Consider the following 18,780-nt stretch of genomic DNA (forward strand, 5'->3'; position numbering starts at 1 on the left):
CGGCTCCGGTGTGCGTGTGCGGGTGTGCAAAATCAGCGGCGCTTGCGGATCAGGCTGACCTGTCCGTTGCGCTCCAGGATGGCGGCCTCCACATCGTCCAGCGTGCGTGAGCCCAAGGTCTGGCGCACGCTCTCTTGCACATCACCTACGGTGATGAGCGCCGCATCCATCTGGCCCTGGTTGAAGCGGCCTTCGCGATAGACCTCGCGTTCGCGGCCAGCAATGAGCCTATCGAGCTTGGGCAGCCGCACGCACGCCCAACCCAGCAGACGGTGCACCGCTACCAGGGCGAGCGACGCCGACACCGTGGCCACGAACGGCGACGCCCCGACGATCGCGCGGCTCAGCGTTGCCCCAAGCAACACGGCGACAACGAAATCGAACGGCGCGCGCTGCCCAAACGAGCGCCGGCCGGATAAGCGCACCAGCGCCAGGCCGATGGCGAACACCACCACCGCGCGCATCGCGGTTTGCAGCGGGTTGAGATCCTTGCCTTCGCCAAACAGGAACAGCAGCGTGTCCATGGCGCCTCCCGTCGTCGATGTGGAGTCTGTTCAACCAGGAGAGCAAGCGGCGTGCCGCAGTGCATGCGGCCAAGACTCCACCTCACGCTACGTCCGAGCGCAATGGCATACCGCGTGCTGAAAGCCGGGGTATCCACTCTTTTTTATAGGGAGCCCGCCATGCCCGACCAACCCCAACAGCAACCGCCACAGCATCAGCACCGCCAGCCCGGCACGGAGAGCGAGATGACGCCGCGCCCGCAAGCCGAGATGGAAAATTACATCGGCGGCAGCAAGCTCACAGACAAGGTGGCCATCGTCACCGGCGGCGACAGCGGCATCGGCCGTGCCGTCGCCATCGGCTTCGCCAAGGAAGGCGCCGACGTGCTGATCGCCTACCTGGACGAACACGACGACGCCAACCAGACCTGCCGCCTCGTACGCGCGACCGGCCGCCGCTGCGAAGCCATTGCCGGCGACCTGGGCGACGAAGCACACGCCCGCGCGGTCGTCACGCAGGCGGTCGCCACCTTTGGAAAGATCGACATCGTGGTGAGCAATGCGGCGGAACAGCACCCGCGGCAAAGCCTGGCCGACATCGATGCGGCGCAACTGGAACGTACGTTCCGCACCAACGTCTTTGCGATGTTCTATTTGATCCGTGCCGCGCTGCCGCACCTGCATGCAGGCGCACGCATTATCACGACCACGTCGGTCACGGCGTTTCGCGGCAGCGGGCACCTGGTGGACTACGCCGCCACCAAGGGCGCTATCGTGGCGTTCACGCGCTCGCTCGCGCAGCAACTGGCGGAGAAAGGCATCCTGGTGAACGCCGTGGCGCCCGGGCCGATCTGGACGCCGCTGATTCCGTCCACCTTCGACGCCGAGCACGTCGCCAAATTCGGCAGCAAGGAGCCTCTGGGCCGGGCCGGCCAGCCGGATGAAGTGGCACCGTGCTACATCTTTCTCGCGTCGGCCGATGCGAGCTACATGACGGGGCAGACGCTGCATCCGAACGGGGGCGAAATCGTCAACGGGTGAGGGAACACATCCCGCCGCATAACGCCAAATCAATCCGCCACCTCCGGGGCCGCCCAGTGTCCATGGTCTTGACCCGCGGTTCCGCCCCCGTCGCTGAATCGCGCCCCCCCGTCGGGCGCCTCCGACTGCGCCCCGCCTTCTCGTAAGCCACTTTCGGCGTCGATTGGCGCCGCCCTTCAGTTGCCCTGGCAGCCGCCGTTATGCAATGTAATAAAGTCTGATCATAGGAACATTCTGATCGGCACCCCTCGGCGATAGAATGACTGGTCACCGCCGTTCGAGCGGTCTTCGTCCCCCAATCAACGCACCGCGGTTCTGAAACGCCTCCATGTGGATTGTCCAACTCGCGCTGCGAAGGCCGCTGACGTTCATCGTCCTCGCCTTGCTGATCCTGCTGGCGACGCCGTTTACGCTCATGCGTACGCCAACGGACATCTTTCCGGAAATCGACATTCCGGTCGCCAGCATCATCTGGAACTACAACGGCCTGCCCGCCAAGGAGATGGCCGACCGCATCGTGTCTGTCACGGAGCGCAGCCTGACCACCACCGTCAACGACATCGAGCATATCGAGTCGCAATCGTTGGGCGGCGTGTCGATCATCAAGGTCTTCTTCCAGCCCAACGCCAACATCCAGACCGCACTCGCGCAGATCGTGGCGAGCACGCAGGCGCAGGTGCGGCAGTTGCCGCCGGGCACGACGCCGCCGCTGGTGATCAAGTATTCAGCGTCGAGCATTCCGATCCTGCAACTGGGGCTGTCGAGCAACACGCTATCGGAGCAGGAACTCAATGATGCGGCGGTGAACTTCCTGCGCCCGCGCCTGATCACGGTGCCCGGCATCGCCGTGCCGTTCCCGTATGGCGGCAAGAGCCGGCAGATCACGGTCGATCTCGATACGCAGAAACTGTTGGCGCAGGGCCTGACGCCCGTGGACATCGTCAACGCGGTGGGCGCGCAGAACCTGATCCTGCCCGCCGGCACGCAAAAGATCGATGCCACCGAATACGGCGTCACGCTCAACGGCACGCCGGGCAGCATTGCCGCGCTCAACGCGATTCCGGTCAAGACCAGCAACGGCGCCACGCTCTACCTGGGCGATGTGGCCCATGTGCGCGACGGCTTCTCGCCGCAGACCAACGTGGTGCGCCAGGACGGCCAGCGCGGTGTGCTGCTGTCCATCCTGAAGAATGGCGGCGCGTCGACGCTCGATATTGTCAACAACATCCACAAGCTCCTGCCGGCCGCGGCCGCTGCCCTGCCGCAAGACTTGAAGATCACGCCGCTGTTCGACCAGTCGCTGTTCGTGAAAGCGGCCATTGAAGGCGTGATCCGCGAGGCGATCATCGCCGCGTGCCTGACCGCCGCCATGATCCTGCTGTTCCTCGGCAACTGGCGCAGCACGGCCATCATTGCGGTGTCGATTCCGCTGTCGATCCTCTCGTCGATCATCGTGCTGCATCTGCTGGGCGAGACCATCAACCTGATGACGCTCGGTGGGCTGGCGCTCGCGGTCGGGATTCTGGTGGACGACGCCACCGTCACCATCGAGAACATCGAGCGCCATCTGCACGAAGGCAAGGCGCCCGTCACCGCCATCCTGGACGGCGCGGCCGAGATTGCCGTGCCGGCCTTCGTGTCGACCCTCTGCATCTGCATCGTGTTCGTGCCGATGTTCTTCCTCACGGGCGTGGCGCGTTATTTGTTCGTGCCGATGGCCGAAGCGGTGATCTTCGCCATGCTGGCGTCGTATGTGCTCTCGCGCACGCTCGTGCCGACGCTGGTGATGATGCTCATGACCGGCCACACCGACGACGCAAAGAAGCCTGGCCCACGTTTGACCACATTCGGCCGCATCTACGAGGCATTCAATCGCCAGTTCGAGCACATGCGCGGCAACTACGCCGCCGTCCTGGGCGGGTTGCTGGAGCGCCGCCGCGTGTTTGCACTGTCGTTCCTGGGCTTCTGCGTGGCGTCGTGCGCGCTGTTCCTGGTGCTCGGCCGAGACTTCTTCCCCGATGTGGATGCGGGCCAGATCCGTCTGCACATGCGTGCACCGTCGGGCATGCGCATTGAAGAGACGGCACGCCTGGCCGACGAGGTGGAGACGGCCATCCGGCAGATCATTCCCAAGAACGAGTTGTCGACGATTCTCGACAACCTCGGTGTTCCGAACTCGGGTATCAACCTGTCGTACAGCAACGCCGGCACCATCGGCACGCTGGACGGCGAAATCCTCATCGCCCTGCACGAGGGCGAGCGCAAACCCAGCGCCGAATACATCCGGCGCCTGCGCGAAGAACTGCCGAAGCGGTTCCCCGGCGTGGAATTCGCCTTCCAGCCCGCAGACATCGTCAGCCAGATCCTGAACTTCGGCCTGCCGTCGGCCATCGACGTGCAGTTCTCAGGCGCCGACGTGGCCACCAACAAGCAGCTCGCGGGCATGCTGGCCAACCGCATCAAGCAAATACCGGGCGCCGTGGATACACACGTACACCAGCGCTTCGACCAGCCCACGCTGGCCTTGAACATGGACCGCACGCGCCTCCAGCAGGTCGGGCTCGAAGGCCGCGACGTGGCGCAGAACCTGCTGGTGTCGCTCAGCTCCAGCTTCCAGACTTCACCCACGTTCTGGCTGAACCCGATCAACGGTGTGGTGTACCAGGTGGCCGTTACAAGCCCGCAATACCGCGTCGACTCCCTCGACGCGCTACTGCGCACCCCGGTGGCGGGCTCACGTGGTGGCGCGGCACAGGCAGGGGGGCCGCAGTTGCTGGGCAACCTCGTGCAGGTCAGCCCCGGGGTGCAACCCCAGGTGGTCTCGCATTACGACATCACCCCCGTGGTGGACGTGTACGCCGCCGTGCAGGGCCGCGACCTGGGCGCCGTCGCCAAGGAAGTGCAGAAAGCCGTCGACGACATCCGCCCGAGGCTGCCGCGCGGCGCGCAGGTCACGGTGCGCGGTCAGGTGAAGACGATGGAATCGTCGTTCGTCGGCCTGGGCGTTGGACTGGTGATGGCGATCGTGCTGGTGTACCTGTTGATCGTCGTGAACTTCCAGTCGTGGATCGACCCGCTCGTCATCGTCACGGCCCTGCCGGCGGCGCTGGCAGGTATTGCGTGGATGCTGTTCGTGACAGGAACGACGCTGTCGGTGCCGTCGCTCACGGGGGCGATCATGACGATGGGCGTGGCAACGGCCAACTCGATTCTGTTGATCTCGTTTGCCCGGGAGCGCCTGGCCGAAGGCATCGCGCCGGTGCAGGCCGCGCTGGAAGCCGGCGCCACCCGCCTGCGCCCGGTGCTGATGACGGCGCTGGCGATGATCATCGGCATGGTGCCCATGGCGTTGGGCCTTGGCGAGGGCGCAGAACAGAACGCGCCGCTGGGGCGCGCGGTGATCGGCGGTCTGCTGTTTGCAACCGTCTCGACCCTCTTCTTTGTTCCGGTGGTGTTTGCCAGCGTGCACAACAGATTGCAGCGGCGCGCCGCACGGCGGAGTCACGATTTGCGGGGAAGCGAAGGACATGTCTGAGCAAACATCCAGTGCCCATTCCGGGGCGCATTCGGGGCCGCATTCTGGGCACCTCGCGGACGGCCCGCCGCACCACGTCGTCACGGTCGACCCGATCGAACAGGTGGACCGCGGCCCCGCCATGCGGCGCGCACACTGGGTCGTGATTGTGGTGGCGGTGCTGTTGGCGCTGGGCGCCGCGCGCACGCTGGTGGGCCGCTACTACAACGCGCACGCGCTGGAGCGCCAGGTGAGTGCGCAGACCAGCCGCTACGTCACCACCACCGCTCCCAAACCGGCCAGCGCCAACCGCGAGCTGACGCTGCCGGGCACGCTGCAGGGCTACGTTGAATCGCCCATCTATGCGCGCACCAGCGGCTACGTGCTGCGCTGGTTCAAGGACATCGGCGCCCACGTCGACAAGGGCGAAGTGCTGGCGCTGCTCGACACCCCGGAAATCGACCAGGAACTGAACCAGGCGCAAGCCACACGCAACCAGGCCGCCGCACGCAAGGCGCTGGCGCAGACCTCGCTTACGCGCTGGCAGAACCTGCGCCAGAAAGATGCCGTCTCTCAGCAGGAACTGGACGAGCGCACCAGCGCTGCCAATCAGGCCCAGGCCGACCTGGCCGCTGCCGAAGCCAATGTGCGCCGCCTGCAGGAACTGCAAGGCTTCCGCCGGGTAGTGGCCCCGTTTGCGGGCGTGGTGACCAAGCGCAATGTCGATGTCGGCGCGCTCGTCAACGCCGGCAATGCGGGCGCCAACCGCGAGCTGTTCACCCTGGCGCAGACCGATCCGCTGCGCATCTACCTATATGTGCCGCAGGCGTATTCGCAGCAGGTGAAGGTTGGGCAGGATGTGGCCGTCACGCTCGCAGAGCTGCCCGGCCAAACGTTCCACGGCACCATCGCGCGCGCCTCCGGCGCCATCGACGCCACCACGCGCACCATGCAGGTGGAAGTGCAGTTGCCCAACAAGGACGGCCACCTGCTGCCGGGCGCGTATGTGCAAGTCGCCATCAAGGGCAAAACGTCCGGCGACGATGCGGGTGCCAACGCGCAGGGGGCCTATCTGGTGCCGACCAACACGCTGCTCTTCCGCAAGGAAGGCCCACGCATCGCCGTCGCAGACAACGGCCGAGTCGAGCTGCGCCCGGTCACCATTGGCCGCGACTACGGCCGCACGGTAGAGATCGTCTCGGGCCTCAAGCCAAACGACGCGCTGATCCTCAACCCGGCCGATTCCATCGAGCAAGGCGAAGTGGTGACCATCGTCACACCGGCCCCGGCCCCCGCATCGGCACCGGCGGCTTCCGCGCCGCACGCATCATGACGCGGTTGCGAACCCCAGCGCTGGCGGCTTCGCTGATCGTCTCGCTGGCCGGTTGCTCGCTCGCGCCGACCTACGAGCGCCCGGCCATGGACATGCCCGCGCACTGGCAGACCGAAGCGCCCTGGCGCGCCGCCCAACCTGCCGATGCAGCACCCAAAGGCCCGTGGTGGCAGCGCTTCAACGATCCGCAGCTCGACAAGCTGATCACGCAGGCGCTGCAGGAAAACCAATCCCTCAAGGTGGCACTGTCGAACCTGGTGCAGGCACAGGCGCAGACGCGCGTGGCCCGTGCCAGCCTGCTGCCGACCATCACAGCCGCCAACAACGACACGCGGTCGCGCACATCCTCGGAACGGCCGCTCTCGTCGTACACAAGCCCGACGATGTCGACGGTGCAGAGCGATTTCGTGCTGCGCGCCGACGTGAGTTACGAAGCCGATCTCTTCGGCCGCGTGCGCAACACCGTCGCCAACGCCGCCGCGAGCGAAGCGCAGGCCGGCGCCAATGTCGAGAACTTCCGCCTGCTGCTTGCCGCGCAGGTTGCCACCACCTGGTACAACCTGCGCGAGACCGACGCGGAAATCGCCGTGGTGCAGGAAGGGCTCGCACTGCAGAGCAAGGCGCTCGATTTCGTCACCTCACGACATCAGGACGGCGTTGCGTCGGGGCTCGATCTGGCACAGCAGCAGGCGCTGGTCGACAGCACGGCCACGCAGGCCGAACTGCTGACCAAGCAACGCGCGCAGTACGAACACGCGCTCGCTACGCTGGTCGGCACACCCGCACCCGCCTTCCACATCGATCCGATTCCGCTCAAGGGCGCGGCACCGCAAATTCCGGTGGCGCTGCCGTCCGACGTGATCGAACGCCGCCCCGACGTGGCCGCAGCAGAGCGCGGCGCCGCTGCTGCCAACGCGCAAGTGGGCGTGGCGCGCGCTGCCTTCTTCCCGAGCGTGATGCTCAACGGCGGCGCCGGTTGGGAAAGCCGCGATCTGGCGCTGCTGTTTTCTGCGCCGACGCTGCTGTGGTCGTTCGGCACGCAGATCGCCCAGACGGTGTTTGACGCGGGTCGCACGCGGGCGCGCGTGGACTTTGCCAATGCGGCCTACCAGGGCGCGATTGCCAACTACCGGCAGACGGTGCTGGGAGCGTTGCAGGAAGTGGAAGATGGACTGGCCGGGCTGCAATCGCTGGACCGTGCGGCAACCCAGGCGCGCCATGCCGTGGAAAGCGCTCGCAAGGTCTACGACATTGCCAGCGTGCGCTACGAGGGCGGGCTCGCAACCTCGTTGGACGTGATCACCGCGCAGCAGTCGCTGTTGAACAACCAGCGCACGGCGGTGCAGATTCTCGGCCAGCAGATGACGACGAGCGTGTTTCTCGTCAAGGCGGTGGGCGGCGACTGGAACCACGTGATCGCCACGCCAACGCCAACGGCCAAGCGGTAAGCCTCAGGCAACGGCGCGCAGGAAGCGCGCGCCCACAAAAAGCCCCACCAACCAGCTCAACGTCAGCGCCACGGCAACGACCAGCTGGAGTAGCGCGGTGGCATCGCCGGGCACGCGCAGCGCCAGCGCAATCACCGCGGCCATCAGCGCACCCGCTGCGACCAGGCTCACCAGCAGCGCACCCAAACCGGATGCGAGCGTACGCACGAGCGGCGGATGCACATGTGCCGGCGGACACAGCACCGCCATGCGCGCCCGCACATAGGCGGTGGTGCGCGCGCCATCGGTGGCTTCGGCGTGATGGCGCATCACGTACATCCAGGTTTGCGTGTCGAGCACGCCGGAACTCAGCTCGTGCGTCACACGGCGCAGTGCAGCACGTTCGCGCGCGTGGTCGGTGGCATCGCTTGCCGTTTCGTTGGGGTTGAGCCTGTCGAATACGGCCGGCGCAGCAGCCGGATCGTTCGCGCGCACCTCATGCCGATACGTCACGCGCACGCGGCGCGACCGGGCGAGATACGCCAGCGTCCCGAGCGGCACCAGCACCTCCGCCGCCAGCAACAGCGCGAGCGGTAACCCCGCCGCCGTGCCGCCCGATGCCTGCGCGGCCCACGCCTTGATCCCACCGCTCATGCCCAGCGTGGCCAGCAATTGCAGCAGGCAATAGCCCAACCAGACCCATGGAAACCAGCGCACGCGCAAAAACGCCACAACCACCAGCCCCAACGGAAACGCCAGCCCAGCAAGCGCCAGCACCGGCCGCGCCGCGCCACCGCCCATCTCGCCCAGCATCAGCACCATGGCCATCGCCAAAACCACCACCAGCGCCGGCAACGTGCTCAACCACAGCAGCGTCACCAGCCAGCCGCGAACGCCATAAAGCCGGTGCGCCCGCGCACGCGCCGCCGATATCGCAATCCACCTTCCTTGCATGAAGCTCCTTGTCCGGGTCCGCCATGCGGCGCGCCGTAGCGCAGCATGGATTACTGAATTTCGGCGATTGTGTCATCGGGGCAACGCAGGTGGCCCCCTCTGGAGTGGGGACAGCCGCACATTGTTGCTAATGTCTGGGCGGGCCCAATGCCGACAAGGGTTTGCGAGCAATTAGTTGTTCTTAATTCAGATGTTGAAATCTCTGAGTGTTGTATCGGCGCCTTAATGTGGGCGCGTCCGCTGGCAAGGGTCAGCATGTCCGCCGCGCATACGAGCCCGAACCATTTGCATGTGATGTGTGCCACAAGGCTCCTTACACTCGCTGCAAACTCAAAGGAAGCCGATATGCGCCCACACCGTCTGCCGCAGTGCCTGCTGTCCGCCCTCATCCTGAGCCTTGCCCTCGCCGGCCCCGCCGGTGCTGCGCCGGAGCCTGAACCGGTCGACATCCTGATCCGCAACGGCACCGTGGTCGACGGCAGCGGCGGCGTGCCGTTCGTGGCCGACGTCGGCATCCGCCATGACCGCATCGTGCTGGTCCAGCCCTCCGCCACCGGCGTCCAGGCGAAAACGGTGCTCGATGCGAGGGGGCTCGTGGTGGCGCCGGGCTTTATCGATCCGCATACGCACGCCTATCACAACCTCATCTCCAAAGATCGGCACCAGAACCAGCCGTACCTGCTGCAGGGCGTGACGACGGTGGTGATCGGCAACGACGGCATTGTCCTCGAAGCCGACGGGCCGGATCTCGACCGCATCGGCCCGACGCTCAAGGCGCTGGACGCCAACCGCATCGGCACCAACGTGGCCATACTGGTGGGTCACAACGCGGTACGCCATCGCGTGATGGGCGATGTGGCCCGCGCACCGACGGCTGAAGAACTCAAAGCGATGCAGGGCCTGATGGAAGACGGCATGCGCGACGGCGCCTTCGGCATGTCGACGGGCCTCGTGTACACACCCGGGCTGTTCGCCAAAACCGACGAGGTGGTGGCGCTGGCCAAGACCGTGGCCGCGCGTGGCGGCATCTACGACACGCACCTGCGCGACGAGGGCAACTTCCGCACGGGCCTCGTCAACGCCGTGAAGGAGGCGCTGGACATCGGCCAGCAGTCGGGCATCCCGATCCACATCTCGCACATCAAAGCGCTGGGCGTGGATTCTTGGGGCAAGAGCGCGGAGATCATCAGCTTGATACGGCAGGCGCAGGCCGGCGGCATGAACGTATCGGCAAGCCAGTATCCGTACACGGCGTCGAGCACGCACATCATTCCGGCGCTGGTGCCGGGCTGGGCGCGCGACGGCGGCAACGACGCGCTGCTCAAGCGCCTGGAAGACCCGGCCACACGCGCGCGCATTGCCACCGACATGGAAAAGGCCATGCAACAGCGCAACGGGCCGGCGGCGCAGGTGCTGATCTCCACCAACCCCGAATACAACGGGCAATCGCTCGAGGCGCTGGGCAAGAAGCTCGGCGTGAGCCCCGTCGATGCGGCCATCAGCGTGATCCAGCACGGCGGCACGAACATCGTCTCGTTCAACATGAGCGATGCCGATCTGGAAGCGTTCATGAAGCAGGACTTCGTTGTGGGCGGCTCCGACGGCATTGCCGGACACCCGCGCGAGGCCGGTACCTTCGCACGCCGCATCGGTGAATACGTCACGCGCAAGCACGTGATAACGCTGCCGTTCGCCGTCCGCCAGACAAGCGCCCGCACCGCTGAGATCTTCGGCATCAAAGACCGCGGCACCGTGCAGGCGGGCAAGTTTGCCGATTTGGTCATCTTCGACCCAGCCACCTACGCCGACCGCGCGAGCTATGAACAGCCGGCGCTGCCGCCTGTAGGCGTGCGGTGGGTGCTCGTCAACGGCGCGGTGGCCGTGGCCGATGGCAAGGCGGTGCCGGAGGTTCTGGCGGGGCGGGCGCTGCGCAAGTGAAGCGCAGGAGCGCTACCATCGACGCTCCTTTCGCTTCTTTGAATCCATAACTGAACCGACATGCCCGACATCCAACGCTTCCACACCAACGCCCGCATGAGCCAGATCGTGATCGCCAACGGCATCGTGCATCTGGCCGGACAAGTGCCCGACATCGACTTCAAGTCGATCACCGAGCAGACCAACAACATCCTCGCGCGCATCGATACGTTGCTGGCCGAAGCGGGTGTCGACAAGACGCGACTGATCTCCGCCAACATCTGGCTGACCGACGCCAAGCACTTCGCCGAGCTGAACGCCGCGTGGGAGGCCTGGGTGCCGGCCGGCCACGCGCCCACGCGCGCCTGCGTGCAGTCGGGCCTGATGCGCCCGGGCATTGACGTGGAGATCGCCGTCACGGCGCTGGCCAAGGGTTAAGGAGCCAGCCGCCATGCGCTTTGACACCCTTGTGCTGGGCGCCGGCATTGTCGGCGTATCGGTGGCGGTGCATCTGCAGAAACGCGGGCGTGCCGTCGCGCTGGTGGACCGCCGGGCGCCGGGCTTTGAGACGTCGTTCGGCAATGCCGGGCTGATCCAGCGCGAGGGTGTGTATCCGTATGCGTTCCCGCGCGATCTGTCGACGCTGTTGCGTTATGCGGGCAACACGTCGGCGGACGTGCATTACCACCCCGGCGATCTGCCCCGACTGCTGCCGTTCTTGTGGCAATACTGGCGCAACTCGCACCCGACGCGGCACGCGGCGATTGCGCGTGAGTATGCGCCGCTCATCGCACATAGCGTGAGCGAGCACCGCGCACTGGCCGAAGCCGCCGGTGCCATGCATCTGATCCGCCCCAGCGGCTGGATCAAGGTCTTCCGCAATGCCGCCACGCAGGACAAGGAAACGCGCAACGTCGAGCGCTGGCAACGCGAATACGGCGTCGCGTTTGAAGCGCTCGACCCGGCACGCCTGCATACGGTTGAACCGCATCTGGACACATCGCTGCTGGGTGGTCTGCGCTATACGGAAGCCGACGCCGTCAGCGACCCCAACGCACTGGTCACGGCCTACGCAAAGCATTTCGAGCAACTCGGTGGCCGCCTGTTTGAAGCCGATGCCAACACGCTGACGCCCAACGCGCCGTGGCTGCTGCAAACGAAGGAAGGCGAGCTGCGCGCCGACAACGTCGTCGTGGCGATGGGCCCCTGGGCGGATGTACTGACATCGCGCCTGGGCTACAGCCTGCCGCTGGCCGTCAAGCGCGGGTATCACATGCACTACGCGCCCGCGCACGGTGCGCAGTTGAACCATCCCGTGCTCGATGCCGACGGCGGTTATGTGCTGGCACCGATGGCGCGCGGCATCCGGCTGACGACCGGCGCGGAACTCGCACACCGCGATGCACCGAAGACGCCCGTGCAGCTCAACGCCGTCGAGCCCATCGCCCGCAAGCTCTTTCCGCTAGCCGAACGTGTGGATGCGGAACCCTGGCTTGGCGCCCGCCCCTGCACGCCCGACATGCTGCCGATCATCGGGCCTGCTCCGCACCATCCAAGCCTGTGGTTTGCGTTCGGCCATGCGCACCACGGCCTGACGTTGGGGCCGATTAGCGGGCGATTGATTGCGGAAATGATGACGGGCGAGACACCTACCGTAGATGTTCGCCCGTTCCGTGCACAACGCTTCTGGGATTCAGCGCGCTAGTTCAGGCCGCCCTGGCACAGGTACTTGATCGACAGGTAATCGTCGAGCCCGTACTTGGAACCCTCGCGGCCGTAGCCCGATTCCTTCACGCCGCCAAAGGGCGCCGCCTCGCTGGCGAGCGCGCCTTCATTGATGCCGACGATGCCCGCTTCCAGCGCGCGTGATACACGCTCGATGCGGCGGATGTCCTGCGTGTAGAAGTACGAGGCGAGCCCAAACGGCGTGTCGTTGGCGGCCTGCACGGCTTCGGCTTCATCGACGAAGCGGAACAGCGGCGCAACGGGGCCGAACGTTTCTTCGCCGCACAGGGCCATGCTGCTGTTGGCGTCGGCCAGCACGGTGGGCGCATAGAAGTGTTCGCCAACTTCCGGCAGGCGCTTGCCACCGGCCAGCACGCGCGCACCGTTGGCAACGGCGTCCTGCACGTGGCGTTGGATCTTGTCGACGGCGCGGGCGTTGATCATCGGGCCGATCTGCGCATCCGGATCGGTGGCGGGCGCGACTTTCAGCGCGGAAACCCGCTCGGCCAGCATGGCGCCAAAGCGCTCATACACGCCGGCCTGCACGTAGACGCGGTTGGGGCACACGCACGTCTGGCCGCCGTTGCGGAACTTGGCCGCCAGCAAACCCGTGATGGCCGCATCAAGGTCCGCGTCGTCAAACACGATGAACGGCGCGTTGCCGCCCAGCTCCAGCGACAGCTTCTTTAGCGTGCCCGCCGATTCGTGCGCCAGATACTTGCCCACCGGCGTCGAGCCCGTGAAGGTGATCTTGCGCACGCGGCTGTCGTGCAGCCAATCGGCCACGGCCTCGATGCCGCGCTCACGCGAGGCCGAGATCATGTTCAGCACGCCCGGCGGCAGCCCGGCCTCCTGCGCAAGCTGCGCCAGCGCGAGCGCCGTGAGCGGCGTGTCTTCCGCCGGCTTGGCGACCACGGTGCAGCCCGCCGCCAGCGCCGGCGCGATCTTGCGCGCAATCATCGCCAGCGGGAAATTCCACGGCGTGATGGCCGCCACGATGCCGACGGGCTCCTTGACGGCGCTCATGCGCTTGCCGCGCTGCTGCTGCGGGATCAGGTCGCCGTAGATGCGCGTGGCCTCGTCGGCAAACCAGGCGACGTACGAGGCGCCGTACATGACCTCGCCGCGCCCTTCGGCAAACGGCTTGCCCTGCTCCAGAGAAATCAGCCGCCCCAGCGCGTCGGCATTGGCAACGATGGCCGCGTGCCAGCGGCGCAAGATGGCAGCGCGCTCGGCAGGCAGCGTGTCGCGCCACGCGGGAAAGGCGCGGGCTGCCGCGTCGGTGGCGGCACGCGCGTCGGCGGCGCTGCTGTCGGGCACGTTGGCGATGAGGCTGCCGGTGGCCGGGTCCGTCACGGCAAAACGTGCGCCGTCGGTGCCGGCAACCCACTGGCCGTCGATCAGGTTGTCGGTGCGCACGAGCCCCGTCTGCCGAAGTTGGTCGAAGCTGAAAGCCATCATCGATTCCTTCTCGTCGCTCAACCGAGGTGCGCGGCAATCGCCTCGCCCACCTGAGTGGTGTTGGCAGTGCCGCCCAAGTCCGGTGTGCGCGGGCCTTCTTTCAGGACGCTTTCGATGGCCGCGACGATGGCGTCGTGCGCAGCGCGGCCTGCCCCCTGCCCTTGCGTCAGGAAATCCAGCATCAACGCGCCCGACCAGATCATCGCGATCGGGTTGGCGATGTTCTTGCCGTAGATGTCCGGCGCCGAGCCGTGCACCGGCTCGAACAGCGACGGGAACGTGCGATCGGGGTTCAGGTTGGCCGATGGCGCCAGGCCGATCGTGCCGGTGGTGGCGGGGCCAAGATCGGACAGGATGTCGCCGAACAGGTTGGTGGCGGCCACCACGTCGAAGCGGCCCGGCTGCAGCACGAAGCGTGCGGTCAGGATGTCGATGTGCTGCTTGTCGAGCGTGACATCGGGGTAGCTTTGCGCGACTTCATCCGCGCGCTTGTCCCACCACGGCATGCTGATGGCGATGCCGTTGCTCTTGGTGGCGAGCGTCACGTGCTTGCGCGGGCGGCTCTGTGCAAGGTCGAACGCGAACTTGAGCAGCCGCTCTGCACCCTTGCGCGAGTAGACCGATTCCTGGATGACGATTTCGCGGTCGGTGCCTTCGTACATGATGCCGCCGAGCGATGTGTATTCGCCTTCGGTGTTCTCGCGCACGACGTAGTAGTCGATGTCGCCCGGCTTGCGGTTGGCGAGCGGGCACGGCACGCCCTCAAACAAACGCACGGGGCGCAGGTTGATGTACTGGTCGAATTCGCGGCGGAACTTGAGCAGCGAACCCCACAGCGAAATGTGATCGGGCACCGTGGCCGGCCAGCCGACCGCGCCGAACAGGATGGCGTCCATGCCTTGCAGTTGCTGCTTCCAGTCGTCGGGCATCATCTGGCCGTGCTGCTGGTAGTAATCACAACTGGCCCAGTCGATGTGCTGGGTCTCGAGGCTGATGCCGAAGCGGCGCGCGGCCGCTTCGAGCACGCGCAGGCCTTCGGGCATCACTTCGTGGCCAATGCCGTCGCCGGGGATCACGGCGATCCGGTAAGTCTTGCGGGTCATGTCAGATCCGTTGGAAAGAGAAGAAGGATCAGGCGGTTTGCGGCGCGATGAAGTCTCGCGCGAGCTTGCGGGCGCCGTTGGCGAACAGGAGGATGTCGATGCCGGTGGCGACAAAGGTGCAGCCGAGTTCGAGGTAGTGGCGTGCGAGCACGGGGTCGGATGTGAGCGTGCCGGCTGCCTTGCCCGACGCGATGATCGTGCGCATGGCGTTGTCGATGGCGGCCTGCACCTCCGGATGGCCGGCATTGCCGCGATGGCCCATCGACGCGGCCAGATCAGCCGGGCCGATGAAGACGCCGTCCACGCCATCCACGGCGCAAATGGCTTCGAGGTTCTGCAGGGCGATCACGGTTTCGGCTTGCACGAGCAAGCAGGCTTCGTCATCAGCCACTTGCAGGTAGTCGGTGCGGGCGCTCCAACGCGATGCACGGCCTACCGCGCTGCCCACGCCACGAATGCCGAACGGCGGGTAGCGCACCGCACGCACGAGATCGCGCGCCTGTTCCGCCGTATCCACCATCGGCACCAGCAGCGTGCGTGCGCCAATGTCGAGCAGGCGCTTGATGAGGGCGGGATCGCCGCTGTACGGCCGCACGATGGGCTCGGCACGGTACGGCGCCACGGCCTGCAGTTGCGCGAGGATCGTGCGCACGTCGTTCGGAGCGTGCTCGCTGTCGATCAGCAGCCAATCGAAGCCGGCCGTGGCACTCACTTCGGCCAGGTACGGATCGCTCATCGCCAGCCAGAAACCGATCTGGCGTTGCTTGGCGGCCAGCGCGGCCTTGAAACTGTTCGGTCGGTTAAGCGCGGGCGTCTGCATTGCGTTGGTCATGCGAATGATGTGTTTCAGGAGTGGGCTCGAAGCTGATGGGTTCCACCTTGCCGAGCAGGAAGAGGTAATTCAGGATCGCGAGGCCGATCAGTGCGGCGGAGAACACCAGCGCCGGAATGAACGAGCCCGTGGCACCCACGATGGCGCCGGTGACGATCGGGCCGACCACGCCTCCCATATTCGACACGCTGTTCTGCAGGCCCGCCACCATCGACACGTTGTTGCCCGGCGCCACATCCGCCGGAAGCGCCCACACCTGCGACGCCGCCACGGTCGTGCCAGACTTCGCGACGCACAGCAGGATGACTGCCACAACGGCCGACTGTGCGAACGCCGCCAGCCCGATGCTCGACGCCATCACGAGACCGATGATAAGGAACAGCTTGCGCGTGGCCGTGAGCGAAAGCTTGCCCGACGCATACACGCGGTCCGACGCCCAGCCCGCGAACACCTCCACGAACATCGAGACGAACAGCGGCAGCGACGCCATGAGGCCCATCTGCATCAGGCCCATGCCGCGTTCCTTGACGAGGTACGTCGGCAGCCACGTGATGAAGAAGTACGAGTTGTAGTTGATCATGAAGAAGCCGATGCACATCGCCCAGATGTTCCGGTGCGTGAGCAGCTTCGTCCAGGGCACCTTGGGTTCATCCTTGCGGGCTGGCGGCAGGCCGCGTTGGATGTGGGCCAACTCAGCGGCGTTCACGCCTTTGTGCGCTTCGGGCGTTTCCTTGAACACCGCCCACCACACCACTGCCCACACGATGCCCAGCCCGCCTGTCACTGCAAAGGTGATCTTCCAATCGAACATCACCAACAGCCACGCGATAAGGGGCAAGGCGACGGCGCTCCCCAACTTTGAGCCGCTATCGAAAATGGCCGCCACCGTGGCGCGTTCCTGTTTGGGGAACCAGCGCCCCGTGATGCCCGCGCTGCTCGGATACGCACCTGCCTCGCCGATGCCCAACGCCACACGCAGGCCCACCAGCGACTTGAAACCGTTTGCCAGGCCCGTCAACGCCGTCGCAACAGACCACCACAGCACCGCAAACCCGAGCACCTTCTTTTGCCCGAAGCGGTCGGCCAGAATGCCGGCCGGCAACTGCAGCAGCGCATACGACCAGAAGAACGCCGACATGACGACGCCCATTTCCACCGCGCTCAGGTGGAATTCCTTCTGGATGTGCGGCGCGGCGGCCGACAGCACGGTGCGGTCGATGTAGTTGATGGCAATCGCCGCCCACATGAGGCCGGCGACAACCCAGCGCACTTTCGAGCGCGGGCCGCCTTGTGACGTGTCCTGCATGGTTTGTCTCCTGTTTTGTAATAGGTGATGCGTGCCTTCGAGTCGAGGCGCTAACTCACGATGCCCATGTGCCACGGCACGAATTCATGGTCTCCAAGACCGAGCAGTTCGCTCTTGGTGCGCTCGCCCGAGGCGGTACGCAGGATGTGTTCGAAGATGTCCTGACCCATCTCTTCCACCGAACGTTCGCCGTCGAGAATGCGGCCGCAATTGATGTCCATGTCTTCTTCAAGCCGGCGGAACATGGGCGTGTTGCTGGCGAGCTTGATCGTCGGAGCGGGTTTCGAGCCGAACATCGAGCCGCGTCCCGTGGTGAAGCAGATCAGGTTGGCGCCGCTGGCAATCTGGCCCGTCACGGCAACGGGGTCGTAGCCGGGGGAATCCATGAAGACAAAGCCCGCGCGGTCGATGGGCTCGGCGTATTCGTACACGGCCTGCAGCGGCGTGGTGCCGCCCTTCATGGCCGAGCCGAGTGATTTTTCGAAGATGTTGGCCAGACCGCCCTGCTGGTTGCCGGGCCCAACCACGCCGTTGAACTGGCCGTTGTGGCCGCGCGTGTAGTTCTCCCACCAGGCCAGCCGATCGAGCAGCTTCTGGCCGACTTCGGGCGACACCGCGCGGCGCGTGAGCATGGTTTCCACGCCGTGGATCTCCGGCGTTTCCGACAGGATGGCCGTACCGCCATGGCGCACCAGCAAATCCATCGCCGCACCGAGCGCCGGGTTGGCGGTAATGCCCGAGAAGCCATCGGAGCCACCGCACTCCAGGCCGATCTTGATATGACTGGCCGATACCGGGCGGCGAACGATGTCGTTGGCCGCCGGCAGCATCTTCTGGATGGCGGCGATGCCCGCCTCGATGGTGGCGCGCGTGCCGCCGGTGTCCTGCATCACCAACGTGTGCATCAGGTTGCCGGTTTTCAGGCCCTGACTGGTCATCAGATCTGCCACCTGGTTGCGCTCGCAGCCCAGTCCGACGATCAGCACACCCGCCAGGTTCGGATGCCGCGCGTAGCCCGCCAGCGTGCGGCGCAGCACATCGAAATGCTCCGAGGGCGACGACATCCCGCAGCCGCTCGTCTGCGCAAATGCCACCACGCCATCCACATTGGGAAACAGCGCGAGGCGCTCCGGCGAGAACCATGCCGCAATGTTCTTGATGACGGTCGACGAGCAGTTGACCGACGCCAGGATGCCGATGAAGTTGCGCGTAGCCACGCGGCCATCGGGGCGGACGATGCCATTGAACGTAGCGCGCTGCGCCTCTGGGATGTAATCGACCGGGCGCACATCCAGACCGAAGCCCGGGTCGCGTGCGTAGTCGGTCAGCTCGACGTTGTGCGTGTGGACGTGTTCGCCCGCCGCGATGTCGCGTGCGGCGCGCCCGATGATCGTGTCGTACTTGCGGATGGCTTCGCCCTGGGCGATTCGCCGCGCGGCGATCTTGTGGCCGGCCGGCACCTGCGCGCGCAGGCGCACCGTCGTTCCGTTGATCGACAGGTTTGCGCCGAGCGACAGCCCTTCGCGCGCAATCAGCACGTTGTCTGCCGCGTTCAGCTGAATCAGCGGCCCAGCGTACGCTGGGGTTGCCTGCAACATCCTTTGCTCCTCCGGGCTGTCTTCTCGTGCAGCCGCAGTCGATCGTGAGTTTTGATGTTACCGGTT

Annotated in this window: 14 protein-coding genes; 7 read left to right on the forward strand and 7 right to left on the reverse strand. The window is 65.9% G+C overall.

The genetic code is table 11. The features are described from left to right. Nucleotides 1-32: 32 nt before the first annotated feature. The gene (locus ACUXH0_RS01575) at nucleotides 33-524 is read right to left on the reverse strand and encodes a DUF421 domain-containing protein (protein WP_182593574.1); all 492 of its coding nucleotides are present in this window, start codon (nucleotides 522-524) and stop codon (nucleotides 33-35) included. 159 nt (nucleotides 525-683) lie between these two features. Between ACUXH0_RS01575 and ACUXH0_RS01580 the strand changes: the two genes are divergently transcribed. The 4 genes from ACUXH0_RS01580 (at nucleotide 684) to ACUXH0_RS01595 (ending at nucleotide 7,839) form a co-directional block, all read left to right on the forward strand. Further along, nucleotides 684-1,544: an SDR family oxidoreductase gene (locus ACUXH0_RS01580; RefSeq protein WP_182593573.1), complete on the forward strand. Its 861-nt coding sequence runs from the start codon at nucleotides 684-686 to the stop codon at nucleotides 1,542-1,544. A 328-nt stretch (nucleotides 1,545-1,872) separates the two neighbouring features. Further along, a complete protein-coding gene (locus ACUXH0_RS01585; RefSeq protein WP_182593572.1) occupies nucleotides 1,873-5,079 on the forward strand; it encodes an efflux RND transporter permease subunit in 3,207 nt (1,068 codons plus the stop codon). Beyond that, nucleotides 5,072-6,391, forward strand: a complete 1,320-nt coding sequence (locus ACUXH0_RS01590; RefSeq protein ID WP_182593571.1) for an efflux RND transporter periplasmic adaptor subunit — start codon at nucleotides 5,072-5,074, stop codon at nucleotides 6,389-6,391. Before ACUXH0_RS01585 ends, ACUXH0_RS01590 begins: the two co-directional genes overlap by 8 nt. Next, the gene (locus ACUXH0_RS01595; protein WP_182593570.1) at nucleotides 6,388-7,839 is read left to right on the forward strand and encodes an efflux transporter outer membrane subunit; all 1,452 of its coding nucleotides are present in this window, start codon (nucleotides 6,388-6,390) and stop codon (nucleotides 7,837-7,839) included. Before ACUXH0_RS01590 ends, ACUXH0_RS01595 begins: the two co-directional genes overlap by 4 nt. A 3-nt stretch (nucleotides 7,840-7,842) precedes the next feature. Here ACUXH0_RS01595 and ACUXH0_RS01600 read toward each other — a convergent pair whose 3' ends face one another. Next, a complete protein-coding gene (locus tag ACUXH0_RS01600; RefSeq protein WP_182593569.1) occupies nucleotides 7,843-8,772 on the reverse strand; it encodes a hypothetical protein in 930 nt (309 codons plus the stop codon). A 345-nt stretch (nucleotides 8,773-9,117) separates the two neighbouring features. Here ACUXH0_RS01600 and ACUXH0_RS01605 point away from each other — a divergent pair, with 345 nt between their 5' ends. Genes ACUXH0_RS01605 through ACUXH0_RS01615 form a run of 3 tightly spaced genes read left to right on the forward strand, consistent with a single transcriptional unit; the run spans nucleotide 9,118 to nucleotide 12,394 of the window. Further along, nucleotides 9,118-10,710 (forward strand): N-acyl-D-amino-acid deacylase family protein, encoded by a 1,593-nt coding sequence (locus tag ACUXH0_RS01605; RefSeq protein ID WP_182593568.1) that lies wholly within the window; start codon nucleotides 9,118-9,120, stop codon nucleotides 10,708-10,710. Nucleotides 10,711-10,770: 60 nt separating this feature from the next. Further along, nucleotides 10,771-11,127, forward strand: a complete 357-nt coding sequence (locus ACUXH0_RS01610) for a RidA family protein (protein ID WP_024974375.1) — start codon at nucleotides 10,771-10,773, stop codon at nucleotides 11,125-11,127. A gap of 13 nt (nucleotides 11,128-11,140) precedes the next feature. After that, nucleotides 11,141-12,394, forward strand: coding sequence for an NAD(P)/FAD-dependent oxidoreductase (locus tag ACUXH0_RS01615; RefSeq protein ID WP_182593567.1), 1,254 nt, complete (start codon nucleotides 11,141-11,143; stop codon nucleotides 12,392-12,394). Here the strand turns inward: ACUXH0_RS01615 and ACUXH0_RS01620 are convergent. Genes ACUXH0_RS01620 through ACUXH0_RS01640 form a run of 5 tightly spaced genes read right to left on the reverse strand, consistent with a single transcriptional unit; the run spans nucleotide 12,391 to nucleotide 18,714 of the window. Beyond that, nucleotides 12,391-13,872, reverse strand: coding sequence for an NAD-dependent succinate-semialdehyde dehydrogenase (locus ACUXH0_RS01620; protein WP_065851645.1), 1,482 nt, complete (start codon nucleotides 13,870-13,872; stop codon nucleotides 12,391-12,393). The two genes, ACUXH0_RS01615 and ACUXH0_RS01620, sit on opposite strands and share 4 nt — an antisense overlap. Nucleotides 13,873-13,892: 20 nt before the next feature. Further along, entirely contained in the window at nucleotides 13,893-14,978 is a 1,086-nt protein-coding gene (locus tag ACUXH0_RS01625; protein WP_065851638.1) for a tartrate dehydrogenase, read from the reverse strand. Between the two features lie 28 nt (nucleotides 14,979-15,006). After that, a complete protein-coding gene (gene hpaI, locus ACUXH0_RS01630; protein WP_004632569.1) occupies nucleotides 15,007-15,810 on the reverse strand; it encodes a 4-hydroxy-2-oxoheptanedioate aldolase in 804 nt (267 codons plus the stop codon). After that, a complete protein-coding gene (locus tag ACUXH0_RS01635) occupies nucleotides 15,779-17,116 on the reverse strand; it encodes an MFS transporter (RefSeq protein WP_024974380.1) in 1,338 nt (445 codons plus the stop codon). Before ACUXH0_RS01635 ends, hpaI begins: the two co-directional genes overlap by 32 nt. A 50-nt stretch (nucleotides 17,117-17,166) precedes the next feature. Then, nucleotides 17,167-18,714, reverse strand: coding sequence for a UxaA family hydrolase (locus ACUXH0_RS01640; protein ID WP_182593566.1), 1,548 nt, complete (start codon nucleotides 18,712-18,714; stop codon nucleotides 17,167-17,169). Nucleotides 18,715-18,780 lie beyond the last annotated feature (66 nt).

This window comes from Ralstonia sp. 110700041-2 (genome assembly GCF_056280165.1).

Excerpts from the sequence above, each read along its gene's own strand:
- ACUXH0_RS01575 (WP_182593574.1), bottom strand. The coding sequence starts at position 524 with ATGGACACGCTGCTGTTCCTGTTTGGCGAAGGCAAGGATCTCAACCCG.
- ACUXH0_RS01580 (WP_182593573.1), top strand. The coding sequence starts at position 684 with ATGCCCGACCAACCCCAACAGCAACCGCCACAGCATCAGCACCGCCAG.
- ACUXH0_RS01585 (WP_182593572.1), top strand. The coding sequence starts at position 1,873 with ATGTGGATTGTCCAACTCGCGCTGCGAAGGCCGCTGACGTTCATCGTC.
- ACUXH0_RS01590 (WP_182593571.1), top strand. The coding sequence starts at position 5,072 with ATGTCTGAGCAAACATCCAGTGCCCATTCCGGGGCGCATTCGGGGCCG.
- ACUXH0_RS01595 (WP_182593570.1), top strand. The coding sequence starts at position 6,388 with ATGACGCGGTTGCGAACCCCAGCGCTGGCGGCTTCGCTGATCGTCTCG.
- ACUXH0_RS01600 (WP_182593569.1), bottom strand. The coding sequence starts at position 8,772 with ATGCAAGGAAGGTGGATTGCGATATCGGCGGCGCGTGCGCGGGCGCAC.
- ACUXH0_RS01605 (WP_182593568.1), top strand. The coding sequence starts at position 9,118 with ATGCGCCCACACCGTCTGCCGCAGTGCCTGCTGTCCGCCCTCATCCTG.
- ACUXH0_RS01610 (WP_024974375.1), top strand. The coding sequence starts at position 10,771 with ATGCCCGACATCCAACGCTTCCACACCAACGCCCGCATGAGCCAGATC.
- ACUXH0_RS01615 (WP_182593567.1), top strand. The coding sequence starts at position 11,141 with ATGCGCTTTGACACCCTTGTGCTGGGCGCCGGCATTGTCGGCGTATCG.
- ACUXH0_RS01620 (WP_065851645.1), bottom strand. The coding sequence starts at position 13,872 with ATGGCTTTCAGCTTCGACCAACTTCGGCAGACGGGGCTCGTGCGCACC.
- ACUXH0_RS01625 (WP_065851638.1), bottom strand. The coding sequence starts at position 14,978 with ATGACCCGCAAGACTTACCGGATCGCCGTGATCCCCGGCGACGGCATT.
- hpaI (WP_004632569.1), bottom strand. The coding sequence starts at position 15,810 with ATGACCAACGCAATGCAGACGCCCGCGCTTAACCGACCGAACAGTTTC.
- ACUXH0_RS01635 (WP_024974380.1), bottom strand. The coding sequence starts at position 17,116 with ATGCAGGACACGTCACAAGGCGGCCCGCGCTCGAAAGTGCGCTGGGTT.
- ACUXH0_RS01640 (WP_182593566.1), bottom strand. The coding sequence starts at position 18,714 with ATGTTGCAGGCAACCCCAGCGTACGCTGGGCCGCTGATTCAGCTGAAC.